This window comes from Mycolicibacterium aubagnense, from assembly GCF_010730955.1.
In the GTDB taxonomy this organism is placed as follows: domain Bacteria; phylum Actinomycetota; class Actinomycetes; order Mycobacteriales; family Mycobacteriaceae; genus Mycobacterium; species Mycobacterium aubagnense.
In genome coordinates this window covers 3,174,196-3,187,301 of record NZ_AP022577.1, presented here as the reverse complement: position 1 = coordinate 3,187,301, position 13,106 = coordinate 3,174,196, and the positions used below count along the sequence as shown (strand labels likewise).

The window sequence follows — 13,106 nt, the reverse complement described above, 5'->3', positions numbered from 1 at the left end:
TTCAGAAATCCTTGCCCAAACCCGACTCGCGAGGGTTTACTAGCCGTATACGTTGATTCATCACATGAGACAAGGTGTAACCCATGACCCCAACACTTGAACTGGCCACCCTGGCCGAACAGTCAGGAACGCAGTTCATCCTCGCCCTCTTTGTGGACCTGCGGGGGAAGCCGTGTGCCAAGCTGGTGCCGGTCGAAGCGATCGACGAACTCGCCAAGGACGGTGTGGGTTTCGCCGGTTATGCCGCCGGCGCCATGGGGCAGGAGCCCAAAGACCCTGATCTGGTCGCCGTTCCCGATCCGGCGTCGTTCACCCCCATTCCTTTTGTCAAGGAAGGGTTGGCGCTCGTCCACTGCGACGTGTACGTCGAGGGCAAGCTCTGGCCGTACGCGCCCCGGAACATCCTCAAGGCGATGATCCAGCGCGCCGCCGAGGCCGGCTACGAGCCGTGGATGGGCGCGGAGGTGGAGTACTACCTGGTCAACCGCAATGCTGACGGTTCCCTGACGACCGCCGACAAGAATGACCTGGCAGCGAATCCCTGCTACGACGTGCGCGGCCTCACCCGGATGTACGACCACCTTTCCGGGATCTCCAAGGCGATGAACCAACTCGGCTGGTCCAATTACGCCAACGACCACGAAGACGGCAACGGTCAGTTCGAGCAGAACTTCCAGTACGCGGAAGCGCTGATCACCGCCGACCGCGTGGTGACGCTGCGCTATCTCCTGGCGATGAGCGCCGAGGAACGCGGCATGACGGCCACCTTCATGCCGAAGCCGTTCGCCGACCGCACCGGCAGCGGGTTGCACCTGCACATTTCACTGACCAGTCGTGGGACCCCGGTCTTCCCGGCTGACACAGATGATCGCAATCTGGGTCTATCGGACACGGCATACCACTTCATCGGCGGCATCCTCGAGCACGCGAGTGCGCTGCAGGCGATTATCGCGCCAACTGTCAACTCCTACAAGCGAACCCGTGCGGTTGCCGTGACCTCGGGTGCGTCCTGGGCGCCGAACAGTCCGACCTTCGGGGGTAACGACCGCACCCACTACATCCGCATCCCGGACAACCAGCGCATCGAACTGCGTGGCGGTTGCGGATCGGCGAACCCATACCTGGCGGCCGCGGCGGCGATCGGTGCCGGACTGGACGGAATCGCCAACGGAACCGACCCGGGTGAAATCGGGGCACAGGTCACCTCACGGCCCGCGCTGCCGGCGACGCTGATCCACGCCGTCGAAACCCTGGAAGCCGATCCCGTGATGATGGAAGTGCTCGATGCGGTCGGCGCAGACGCAGGGGTGTCCAAGTACTTCACCAACCTCAAGCGCGAAGAGTTCTTCACCTATCACAGCCAGGTAAGCGCCTGGGAAATCGATCAGTACCTGACGGCTTTCTGAGAAAGGAGACCAACAACTAATGTGCGGAATCGTAGGGTTGCATCTGCGCAACCCCGAGTTGTATCCCAAGTTGGGCGAAATGCTCACCGGGATGTTGTGCGAAATGTCCGACCGCGGAATGGATTCGGCTGGTGTCGCGGTCTACGGCGACCCCAACTGGACGCCGGCCGGCTACGGTGCCGTGTCGCTGCTCGAGGTTGACGCCCCGGCTGACGAAGTTGCCGCCGCCGTCGGTGCTGAAGCGGGCGTCACCGTCAACGTGCGCGTCCTCGATGCGACCTACCTGTTGACCGCTGCGATCGACTCCGAAGCGCTGCTCGCCGCCGCTCGTGCGGCTCTCCCCAAGGCGCTGGTCGTCGGCTTCGGCGCCGACCTCGCAGTGCTCAAGGGCGTTGGCGCTCCGCGGACGCTCGCGGACGCATGGGGCCTGTCGAAGGCACAGGGTTGGCAGGGCGTGGGGCATACCCGCATGGCCACCGAGTCGGCGGTCACCCCGTCCGGCGCTCACCCCTACGCCGTGGGCACCGGGCAGTGCCTGGTCCACAACGGATCGTTCTCGAACCACGCCACCGTGCGTCGCGACCTGCGCCGCGCGGGCGTGACCTTCGACAGCGAAAACGACACTGAGGTGGGCGCCCGGTTCGTGGCACACCAACTGGCCCAGGGCCGTGACGTCGAAACCTCGCTGAAGGAACTGTGCGCGACCTTCGATGGGTTCTACACCCTGCTGGTGTCCAACCATGACTCGTTCGCAGTCGTGCGCGATGCAATCTCGTGCAAGCCTGCGGTGATCGCCGAGACCGACGACTGGGTCGCGATGGCGAGTGAATACCGCGCCCTGGCATCCCTGCCGGGTGTTGAGAACGCAAAGATCTGGGAACCCGAGCCCGAGGTGGTGTACGCATGGAGCCGTTGACATTTGACCTGGCAGAGACGCCGCTGCGGGAGGTGAACACCGCCCTGCATGCCGCGGACCTGTCCGGCGAGTTCATCATCAACAACCCGGCCGGGGCACACAACGTCGCGGTTGGCGTCAACGCGCCGGTGAAGATCACGATCAACGGTCACCTGGGCTACTACGGCGCGGGCATGAACCAGCAGGCCGAGATCGTCATCAACGGCAATGCCGGCACCGGCGTCGCCGAGAACATGATGAGCGGCAGCGTCGTCGTCAAGGGCGACGCCTCCCAGTCCGCGGGTGCAACCGCGCACGGCGGACTGCTGGTCATCGAGGGCAACGCCTCTGCGCGGTGCGGTATCTCGATGAAGGGCGTCGACATCGTGGTGGGCGGCAACGTCGGCCACATGAGTGCCTTCATGGCGCAAGCCGGACGCCTCGTCATCCGCGGCGACGCCGGTGAAGCGCTCGGTGACTCGATCTACGAGACGCGAATCTACCTGCGCGGCACGCCCGCATCGCTGGGCGCGGACTGCATTGCCAAGGAAATGCGTGACGAGCACCACCAGGAGCTCGCCCTGCTGCTGAAGGCGGCCGGCTTCGAGGACGACGACACCGCGTCCTACACGCGGTACGGGTCTGCCCGCAACCTCTACCACTTCAAAGTCGACAACGCCGGAGCATACTGATGAGCCAAACAGACGACGACCGGGCCCGGCTCGGCCTGCGTGAGTCCGCCACCTTCGACCGGACCACGATCGCCGCTATCCAACGGGCCGCCGCCACCGGTATCTACGATATCCGCGGTTGGGGCGCCAAGCGGAAGCTGCCGCACTTCGACGACCTGCTGTTCCTCGGCGCGTCGGTGTCGCGTTACCCCCTCGAGGGCTACCGCGAGAAGTGTGCCACCGACGTAGTGCTCGGTAGTCGGTTCGCGAAATACCCACTGCACCTTGATATCCCGGTCACCATCGCAGGTATGAGCTTCGGCGCGTTGTCCGGGCGCGCCAAGGAGGCCCTGGGGCGCGGCGCCAGTGCGATGGGCACGTCCACCACCACCGGTGACGGTGGCATGACGCCGGAGGAGCGGGGCCAGTCGAAAACGCTGGTGTACCAGTACCTTCCGTCGCGCTATGGGATGAACCCCGATGATCTGCGTAAGGCGGATGCCATCGAGGTCGTACTCGGGCAGGGTGCCAAGCCAGGTGGCGGCGGCATGCTCCTGGGGCAGAAGATCTCCGAACGCGTCGCCGGAATGCGTACTCTCCCACAGGGTATCGACCAGCGGTCCGCATCGCGGCATCCCGACTGGACCGGCCCGGATGACCTGGCCATCAAGATCGCGGAAATCCGTGAGATCACCGACTGGGAAAAGCCGATCTACGTCAAGGTGGGTGCCACCCGCACGTACTACGACGTGAAGCTGGCTGTCGCTGCCGGTGCCGACGTGGTCGTCGTCGACGGCATGCAGGGCGGTACCGCGGCGACCCAAGAGGTGTTCATCGAACACGTCGGTATTCCGACGCTGGCCGCCATTCCGCAGGCTGTGCAGGCGCTGCAGGAACTGGGCATGCACCGCAAGGTTCAGCTGATCGTCTCGGGCGGTATTCGTAACGGCGCCGATGTTGCCAAGTGCCTGGCGCTGGGCGCCGATGCGGTGGCCATCGGAACCGCTGCGTTGATCGCCCTCGGCGACAACGATCCTCGGTACGCCGCCGAATACGAGAAGCTCGGCAGCGCCGCCGGCTTCTACGACGACTTCCAGGACGGAAAGGACCCGACGGGCATCAGCACGCAGGATCCTGAGCTGGCGGCCCGATTCGACCCGATCGAGGGCGGCCGGAAGTTGGCGAACTATCTGCGGGTGCTGACGCTGGAACTCCAGGTCATCGCACGCGCCTGCGGTAAGGCCCACGTGCAGCACCTGGAGCCGGAGGACATGGTCGCGCTGACGATTGAAGCGTCGGCGATGTCTCGCATCCCGCTCGCCGGCACATCGTGGGTGCCCGGCCGGACGTTCTGAGTACGCGAGGGTGGTGATTTCCCCGTCGGAGCTTTACGGGGAGATCACCACCTTGGCCCTTGCGTGCCGCAGCGCCACGAACATCGTTGTGGCGTTGCGCAATACGACATGACCGGGCTGGTTCACCCAGTTCCGTGCAGCACCGCACCACACGGAGATTCTCGCGACATGATTTTTCCGCGACATCGGAGGCGAACACTGATGACCAGGCTGATCGACGGTTTTGACGGGGTACTGACAGACCTCGACGGTGTCGTGTACGCGGGTCCGAAGGCGATCACCGGCGCACCAGAGGCGCTCAGCAAGCTGGTCGGGGACGGTAAGCGCCTGGCATACGTCACCAACAACGCGTCGCGATCGTCGGCGGAGGTTGCCTCGCATCTACGAAAGTTGGGTGCGCCCGCCACCGCAGAGCAGGTGTTCGGGTCGGCGTTGGCCGGAGCAGAGTTGTTGGCGCGCAACGTCTCCGCCGGTGCGACGGTGTTCGTGGTCGGCAGTCAGACGCTCGCGGATTCCGTGCGGTCTCAAGGCCTCCATGTCGCGAATTCCTGGGATCATCAACCGGACGCTGTCATTCAGGGGTTCACCCCGAGCTTGGCCTGGAAGGATCTGGCGGAGGCCTCCTTTGCGATCGCGGCGGGCGCGCTCTGGGTGGCGACGAACACGGACATGACCCTGCCGCAGGAGCGTGGATTCGCGCCCGGCAACGGCACCATGGTGGCGGCGATTGCGACCGCCACCGGCAAGTATCCCTTGGTGGCGGGAAAGCCTGGGCCGGCCCTATTCGAGACGGCGGCGAGTCACTCAAACGTCGAGCGCCCCTTGGTGATCGGCGATCGGCTGGACACCGACATCCTGGGCGGCAATCGCGCAGGAATGGCGACTCTGCTCGTCCTCACCGGCGTGGACTCGCCGCGCACGGCCCTCGCTGCGCGCGTGGATGAACGTCCGACGTACATGGTCGGTTCTCTGACGGAACTCTACGAGGACTACCCGGCGATCACAGCTGACAATGGGACCTATTCCTGCGGGGGCGCCACGGCCCGGGTCTCGGGATCGACGGTGAACATCAGCGGCCGCGAAGACGACCTCGACAGTTGGCGCGCCGGCTGTGCCGCGTGGTGGGCCGCTCACCCGGGTGTGATTCCGGACGCCGCACCGGAGATCGTGTTCGCGACGGTGTGATCGACGCTGCCCGAGCTGATGCCGGGCGGGCACTGTCACGGCGATGCCGGCAATTCTGAGCCCTGCGAAAAGCATTGACCTGTAACCATATTCATGGTGCCAGCCCAATGGAACCAATGACAGGACCCCATCGGCCGCGCTGCCGATGGGGTCCTGTGGTTTCGGTGCCGGCGCTTCAGTGCCCGCGCGCTACCCAGTCGTCGTAGTGGACGACTTCGCCGCCGATGGTGGTGGTGTCGCCGTGGCCGGTGTAGACGACGGTTTCTGGAGCCAGGACGCCGAGTCGTTGGGCGATGGAGTCCAGGATGGTCGGGAAGTCGGAGTAGGAGCGTCCGGTGGCGCCGGGGCCGCCTTGGAAGAGGGTGTCCCCTGAGAGGACGGCACCCAGCTCGGGCGCTGACCAGCACACCGATCCGGGGGAGTGGCCGGGGGTATGGAGGGCGTGGATGTCGATTCCGCCGACCTTGAGCACTTGCCCGTCGTCCACCGCGTAAAACGTTGCCGTGGGGTGGGTTTCGCGCCAGAGCATCTCGTCGGCCGGGTGCAGCAGGATCGGGGCGTCGAGTGCTGCGGAGAGTTCGGGCGCCACGGTGATGTGGTCGTTGTGCCCGTGTGTGCACACGACCGCCAACACGTTGCGGCCCGCGACCGCATCGAGGATGGGTGCCGCGGTATGTGCGGCGTCGAACACGATGCAGTCGGTTTCGTCACCGATGATCCAGATGTTGTTGTCTACGTCCCAGGTGCCGCCGTCGAGGCTGAAGGTGCCACTGGTCACGACGCGTTGGATGGTGGTCATACGGACGCCCCTATCGCGGGTAGGTCATCACCGTCGCGCGCTGTGCGCGGGGCGGGTTCGGTGGTGTATCAGCCGGATTGGCGACGGAATCGACCCCGGTGCACCGGCCTGCGCGCACCAGGGTCGATTCCATGAGCGCGTCTAGCGCATCTGTCCCGCGCCGATGTAGGGGAACGGGCTCTTCAGCAGGGCTCCTTCGGCGAATCGCGACAGCCGGAAGTCGTCAGCCGGGATGTCCGCATCGGAGCTCTTGCCGTCGACGACGAGGTCGGCGACGAGCTTGCCGACCGCGGGGGCGATCTTGAAACCGTGGCCGGAGAATCCAGCGGCGACGATCAGGCCGTCGACCGGGGTTTCGGAGATCACCGGGTTGAAGTCCGGCGTCACGTCATAGCAACCGGCATAGGTCGACGCGATCGACGGGTTCTCGAGGCCGGGGAAGCGGGTCCCGATCTTGTCGACGGTGAGGTCGATGAAGTCGTCGTCGGCACGGTTGAGGTAGTTGTCGGGGTCCGCGGGCTCGAGTACGTCGAGAGCGGAGTTGCCGAACAGAATCTGGCCGTCGGAACCCTCGGGGCGTACGTACTGCAGTGACACCAGGTCGGAGAACACCGGAACCTTGCCGAGATCTTGGCCCGGGTCGATGAGCACGATCTGCTCGCGGTGCACCGTGATCGGCAACTCGATGCCGTGGGCAGCCAGCAACGCAACCGACCACGGGCCTGCGGCGAGAACAACGGTGTTGGCGGAGACGACGCTTCCATCGGTCAGGCGCACACCCGTGGCCCGGCCGTTCTCGACGATGATCTCGCTGACCGTGGTGCTCTGCCGCAGGCGCACCCCGTGTCGGCGAGCTGCGGCGGCGAAGCCCTGCGCGGTCTGGTAGGCGTCGCCGTATCCGCCCCGTTCCTCCCACGCGAACGCGGCGAACGGCTCCAGATCGGCCACCGGCCAAAGCTTTTCGACCTCAGACTTGTCGATGTCCTCAGTGCGCACTCCGACGGCGCGCTGCGCGGCCATCGAGTCGCGGATGGCTTGGACGTTCTGCGGGCCGACGCCAACCACGTAGCCGGTCTGATGAAAACCGACATCCTCACCGAGGATCTCTGCAGCGTTCTCGAACAGCTCGAGGCTTCGGGTTGCCATCGCGGCGAGCGAGCTGACGCCGTAATGGCAGCGTACGACGCCGGAAGACTTCCCGGTGCCGCCCGAGCCGACGGTATCGCGTTCGAGAATGGTGACATCGGAGACGCCGCGCTGGGCCAGCGACCAGGCTGCCGAGCAGCCTTCCAATCCGCCGCCCACGATGACGACGTCGGTCGTGGAGACTGTTTCAGACATGATGGTGGCTTTCTGGTTCAGACGTGATGGTGGTGCAACCTCGTACCCTGAGCCACGGTGTCGGGGTCCACATGAGCTCTCCCTTCGCGACGCACCGGTACTGCCAGTTGACACAATCCACTACTAGTGGATGTGATCCACGTTACTACCGTTTCGCTAAAATAAACAGCATTTAATGTGATGAAACTCGTCGACGATGTCTCACCGTCGCGTACGGCCTATGTGCCTGGAGTGTTCGGGACGATCGAGCCGGTGGCCTATGCGAATGGGTAGGCCGATCCATCCAAAATTGGCGTTTCGAGCTACCGGCATCCGGCCGGACAGTTGAAGGCCATATCCACTGCGGCAGGAGGCAGCACATGAATTTGTCCGTCATGCCCGACCTGGCCTCGGGCGCAACGGGAACGGTGGCTGCGCGAAGCGCAGTCCTCGTCTGTCTGGGGGAGACGTGGCTGACCGCGTTCGGCGCAGACCTACCGGGCGGGGTCATCGACGACGAGGCGGTGTACTCCGGCGTCCGGATGGACCAGGCCGGCGCATTCGCCCACATCGACGACATGATCGCCCGCAGTGATATCGCCGTCCTCAGCGACGCTGACCTCGCTTGGCTGCGACCAGGTGATCGTCCCAGTGATGCGATCCGGTGGTTGATGTCGCGAGGCCCGGCGATCCTCGTTGTGACCCACGGAGATACCGCCGCTACGGGCTACGCCAAAAGTGGGTCCGTGCGCGTCCGCGGGCACGCGATCTCGGTCACTGACCGCGTCCACCGGGAGCGCGCCTTTATCGCTGGGTTGCTGCCTGCGCTGACCGGGCGCGACGTGCCGGCCGGCGGCTCCGCGCGCCATCGCCGATCGATCGGCCTCGACGACCTGCAGGAAATCCTGCGCGACGCGATGCTGCGGGCCGGCTAATGGGCTGCTAGATGCGAGATTCCGGGAAGGCGATCACTGATAGGAATCGGATCGGCAGCTCTATCAGGTCGACCGGCCCGTGCGTGCCTTCGCCATCGATCAGGAGCGAATCCCCGGGGTTCATGCGGTACACCGAACGGCTGTGGCCGTAGTCCATCACGCCGTTGAGTAGGTAGATGAACTCCGTGCCGGGATGCTGAAACAAAGGGTAATTCCGGCTCTGTTCGGTCAAAGTGACGTACAGGCATTCCAGTCGCTTGTGCTCACCGCGCAGGGAGCCGAGCAGCTGGTACTCGTGACCCTCGGCCGTGCCGTCACGCACGATGCGTGCGCCGGTGCCCGCTTTCACGAACGCGGCGGGCCGCTCCACATCCGAGCCGCGGAACAACGACGACACCGGTACGTCCAGCCCCTTGGCGAGCAGCGACAACGTCGACAGGCTGCATGAGGTTTGGGCGTTCTCGATCTTGGACAACATTGCCTTCGAGATCCCCACGGTGATGGCCATCTCGGCGACAGTCATCCCCTGAGCCAAGCGCAGTTGCCGAACGTTGCGCGCGATCGCGGTTTCGAGTTCCAGCTCCTCGAACGACTCGCCCGGGTCACGATTCCGAGCGATGCCCGAGGTGTTGCGCAGCAGCGGGGTGTCGGTCACCCTCCCAATGTAGACCGGCAGCTAATTCGCACGGTTGGTCTTTGGGCAAGTCAACTGTGCAAAAGCTGTGAATTGGTCTCGCCGTGGTCAATTGTGATGACTCTTCGGCCGACTTGCGGTTGTTTCAGCGCGTCCGGGGTGGCAGTCGGGAACCCGCTCCAGCCGCCTGCGCACCGCCTGACCAATCCTAAAGGGTGGCCAAAACTGTCAGAAAACAGTATTACTCCCACCCGTTTGCCTCGTGATGATGGACATCGACCAGGAAGCATCCGTTGGTCACGTCGCCGAGGCAGCGTTCCAGTCCCGAATGATCTCGGCTTCAACGACCCTGCAGGTGCTTCTCGTTCTCGCGCTCGTTCGTAGTTCCCTAACAGAAAGAAGGACGGACCATGAAGCTGCAGGTTGCTATTGATTTGCTGACCACTGAGGCTGCTCTTGAGTTGGCGGGCAAGGTTGCCGAGTACGTCGACATCATCGAACTGGGCACCCCGTTGATCAAGGCGGAGGGCCTGTCGGTGATCACCGCGGTGAAGAACGCGCATCCGGACAAGATTGTGTTCGCCGATATGAAGACGATGGACGCCGGTGAGCTGGAGGCTGATATCGCGTTCAAGGCCGGTGCTGACTTGATGACGGTGCTGGGTTCGGCTGACGATTCCACGATTGCCGGTGCGGTGAAGGCGGCGCAGGCGCACAACAAGGGTGTTGTTGTCGACCTGATCGGTATCGAGGACAAGGCCGCCCGGGCGCAGCAGGTCCGCGCCCTGGGTGCCAAGTTCGTGGAGATGCACGCGGGTCTGGATGAGCAGGCCAAGCCCGGCTTCGATCTGACCGGCCTGCTGGCCGCTGGTGAGGCGGCCCGGGTTCCGTTCTCGGTGGCCGGTGGTGTGAAGGTGGGCACCATTGCGGCGGTGCAGAAGGCCGGTGCGGAGGTTGCTGTTGCCGGTGGTGCTATTTACGGTGCTGCCGATCCGGCGTTGGCTGCCAAGGAGCTGCGCGCGGCGATTGCCTGATCGCGCGCCCTTGGCCTCCCGGGAGGTGGTGTCCAGCGCCGTGAAAGTGGCTGCAGGACAACACCTCCCGGGCACATCTGAGAAATAGTGAAATCTTCCCCCGGGCACAGCCGTAACCCCGAACGGTCTGTGCCCGGGGGAGTCCGCGTCGAGGCGACGTCACGCCGCTGTCGAATGCGATTCGACGCGAACAACATTCAACGACCGGCAATGGGCGCCAGACGGTAACTCGATTGAGTTGGCGGTTGGTAGCTACATAACTGGGAGAGGCGCGGTGGAGAATCTCGAACACACGCTCGACGTGGCCAGGTTGGTCATCGGGCTGTTGGCAACGGTCGTGGTCCTGGGGTTCGCGGCTAAGCGTGTCCTGTGGTTGACCAAGCTGATCAGCTCGGGGCAGAAGCTTGGTGATGAGCGTGGCCGTAAAGACGATCTGGCCCGCCGCTTCCTGAATCAGAACAAGGAAGTGTTCGCGCAGTCGAAGCTGCTGAAGTGGTCGATCCCGGGTATCGCGCACTTTTTCACGATGTGGGGCTTTTTCGTTCTGGCGTCGGTGTATCTGGAGGCTTATGGGGTCCTGTTCGACCCGAAGTTCGCCATCCCGTTCGTGGGGCATTGGGCGGTGCTGGGTTTCCTGCAGGACTTCTTCGCCCTGGCGGTGCTGGCCGGCATCATCGTGTTCGCGATCATCCGCCTGACCAAGAACCCCGACACTATTGGTCGTGAGTCCCGGTTCTACGGCTCGCACAACGGCGGCGCGTGGGAGATCCTGATCATGATCTTCCTGGTCATCCTGACCTACGCGATTTTCCGCGGCGCCGCGGTGAACGTGCTCGGTGAGCATTTCCCGTACCAGAACGGCGCGTTCTTCTCCGACGGCATGGCCGCGCTGCTGGCCCCGCTGGGGCACACCGCCAACGTGTGGATCGAGACCATCGCCCTGCTCGCCCACATCGGGGTGATGTTGGTGTTCCTGCTGATCGTGCTGCATTCCAAGCACCTGCACATCGGGCTGGCCCCGATCAACGTCACCTTCAAGCGCCTGCCCGATGGTCTGGGCCCGCTGCTGCCGATGGAATACCAGGGCGAGCCGATCGACTTCGACGACCCGGCCGAGGACGCGGTGTTCGGCCGCGGCCGCATCGAGGACTTCACCTGGAAAGCCAACCTGGACATGTCGACCTGCACCGAGTGCGGCCGCTGCCAGTCCCAGTGCCCGGCCTGGAACACCGGAAAACCGTTGTCCCCCAAGCTGGTGATGATGAACCTGCGCGATCACCTGTTCGCCAAGGCGCCGTACATCATCGAAGGCAAACCGATGCCCGAAGCCGGCTCGGTCGACTTCGCCACCCTCGGCGACAGCCTGCACGGGCACGGGGTGCCCGAGGACGGTTTCGCCCGCATCGAAGGGTCCGGGCCCGAGCAGGCGCTGCGCCCGCTGGTCGGCACCGCCGAGCAGGGCGGCGTCATCGATCCTGATGTGTTGTGGTCCTGCACCAACTGCGGGGCGTGTGTGGAGCAGTGCCCGGTGGACATCGAGCACATCGATCACATCGTGGACATGCGCCGCTACCAGGTCATGGTCGAATCCGAATTCCCCGGCGAGCTCGGTGTGCTGTTCAAGAACCTCGAACTCAAGGGCAACCCTGGGGCCAGAACGCCAAAGAACGCACCACCTGGATCGACGAGCTGGACTTCGACATCCCGGTCTACGGCCAAGACGTGGACAGTTTCGAGGGGTTCGAGTACCTGTTCTGGGTGGGCTGCGCCGGGGCGTATGAGGACCGCGCCAAAAAGACCACCAAGGCCGTCGCTGAACTGCTCGCCACCGCCGGGGTGAAGTTCCTGGTGCTGGGCACCGGGGAAACCTGTACCGGGGATTCGGCCCGCCGCGCCGGTAACGAGTTCCTGTTCCAGCAGCTCGCCGCGCAGAACGTCGAAACCATCAACGAGCTGTTCGACGGGGTCGATGCGGCCAAACGCAAGATCGTGGTCACCTGCCCGCACTGCTTCAACACCATCGGCCGCGAATACCCGCAACTCGGGGCGAACTACACCGTGGTGCACCACACCCAGCTGCTCAACCGGCTGGTGCGGGACAAAAAACTGATCCCCGTCTCCAGCGCCAGCCAAGAGGTCACCTACCACGACCCGTGCTTCCTGGGCCGGCACAACAAGGAGTACGAGGCCCCGCGTGAGCTGGTCGGCGCGGCCGGCGCGACGCTCACCGAGATGCCCCGGCACGCCGACCGTGGCCTGTGCTGTGGTGCCGGTGGCGCCCGCATGTGGATGGAAGAGCACATCGGCAAACGCATCAACACCGAGCGCGCCGAAGAGGCCGTCGACACCGGCGCCTCCGCGATCGCGACCGGCTGCCCGTTCTGCCGCGTCATGATGAGCGACGGCGTCGACGACGTCGCCGCGACCCGCAGCATCGACAAAACCGAGGTGCTCGACGTCGCGCAGCTGCTGCTGGGCTCCCTGGACACCAGCACGGTGACGCTGCCCGCCAAGGGCACCGCCGCCGCCGCGTCCGCCGCCCTCGCGGAGAAGAAAGCCGCTGCAGCCCCCAAGCCCGCACCGGCACCTGTCGCCGAGGCTGCGCCGGCCGCACCGGCTGCTGACGCACCTGCTGCTGAGGCTGCCGCTCCGACTGCCGCGGCCAAGCCGGTCACCGGCCTGGGCATGGCCGCCAAACGCCCCGGCGCCAAACGCCCCGGCGCCAAGAAAGCAGCCGCTCCGGCGGCAGCTGCTGCCCCCGCTCCGGCGGCCGAGGACAAGCCGAAGCCGGAACCGCCGGTCGTCGGACTGGGCATCAAACCAGGCGCACGACGCCCTGGAAGGCGCCAGTAACACCACCAGCGTCTGTGTA

The 13,106-nt window shown here is 64.8% G+C and carries 10 protein-coding genes and 1 pseudogene; 8 read left to right on the top strand and 3 right to left on the bottom strand.

Annotated elements, in window-relative coordinates:
- Positions 1 to 83 precede the first annotated feature (83 nt).
- From glnT to G6N59_RS15515, 5 genes are all read left to right on the top strand, one after another.
- Positions 84 to 1,406, top strand: coding sequence for a type III glutamate--ammonia ligase (glnT, locus tag G6N59_RS15535; protein WP_138233129.1), 1,323 nt, complete (start codon positions 84 to 86; stop codon positions 1,404 to 1,406).
- A 19-nt stretch (positions 1,407 to 1,425) separates the two neighbouring features.
- Positions 1,426 to 2,322, top strand: coding sequence for a class II glutamine amidotransferase domain-containing protein (locus tag G6N59_RS15530; RefSeq protein WP_138233128.1), 897 nt, complete (start codon positions 1,426 to 1,428; stop codon positions 2,320 to 2,322).
- A complete protein-coding gene (locus G6N59_RS15525) occupies positions 2,310 to 2,993 on the top strand; it encodes a GltB/FmdC/FwdC-like GXGXG domain-containing protein (RefSeq protein WP_138233127.1) in 684 nt (227 codons plus the stop codon). The genes G6N59_RS15530 and G6N59_RS15525 overlap by 13 nt, the downstream gene beginning before the upstream one ends.
- The gene (locus tag G6N59_RS15520) at positions 2,993 to 4,327 is read left to right on the top strand and encodes an FMN-binding glutamate synthase family protein (protein ID WP_138233126.1); all 1,335 of its coding nucleotides are present in this window, start codon (positions 2,993 to 2,995) and stop codon (positions 4,325 to 4,327) included. The genes G6N59_RS15525 and G6N59_RS15520 overlap by 1 nt, the downstream gene beginning before the upstream one ends.
- A 201-nt stretch (positions 4,328 to 4,528) precedes the next feature.
- Complete coding sequence (locus G6N59_RS15515; protein WP_138233125.1) at positions 4,529 to 5,512, top strand: HAD-IIA family hydrolase; 984 nt, start codon at positions 4,529 to 4,531, stop codon at positions 5,510 to 5,512.
- 175 nt (positions 5,513 to 5,687) lie between these two features.
- Here the strand turns inward: G6N59_RS15515 and G6N59_RS15510 are convergent, their stop codons facing one another.
- Entirely contained in the window at positions 5,688 to 6,311 is a 624-nt protein-coding gene (locus tag G6N59_RS15510) for an MBL fold metallo-hydrolase (RefSeq protein WP_138233124.1), read from the bottom strand.
- A 141-nt stretch (positions 6,312 to 6,452) separates the two neighbouring features.
- Positions 6,453 to 7,652, bottom strand: a complete 1,200-nt coding sequence (locus tag G6N59_RS15505) for an NAD(P)/FAD-dependent oxidoreductase (protein ID WP_138233123.1) — start codon at positions 7,650 to 7,652, stop codon at positions 6,453 to 6,455.
- A 359-nt stretch (positions 7,653 to 8,011) separates the two neighbouring features.
- Between G6N59_RS15505 and G6N59_RS15500 the strand changes: the two genes are divergently transcribed.
- Entirely contained in the window at positions 8,012 to 8,566 is a 555-nt protein-coding gene (locus G6N59_RS15500; RefSeq protein ID WP_138233122.1) for a carbohydrate kinase family protein, read from the top strand.
- Between the two features lie 7 nt (positions 8,567 to 8,573).
- On the opposite strand, the gene G6N59_RS15495 is transcribed toward G6N59_RS15500, so the two are convergent.
- Positions 8,574 to 9,221, bottom strand: a complete 648-nt coding sequence (locus G6N59_RS15495) for a helix-turn-helix domain-containing protein (protein WP_138233121.1) — start codon at positions 9,219 to 9,221, stop codon at positions 8,574 to 8,576.
- A gap of 389 nt (positions 9,222 to 9,610) precedes the next feature.
- Between G6N59_RS15495 and hxlA the strand changes: the two genes are divergently transcribed.
- Complete coding sequence (hxlA, locus tag G6N59_RS15490) at positions 9,611 to 10,234, top strand: 3-hexulose-6-phosphate synthase (protein WP_163911344.1); 624 nt, start codon at positions 9,611 to 9,613, stop codon at positions 10,232 to 10,234.
- A 274-nt stretch (positions 10,235 to 10,508) separates the two neighbouring features.
- Positions 10,509 to 13,084 (top strand): annotated as a pseudogene (locus tag G6N59_RS15485) (heterodisulfide reductase-related iron-sulfur binding cluster); the annotation flags it as partial.
- Positions 13,085 to 13,106: the final 22 nt, after the last annotated feature.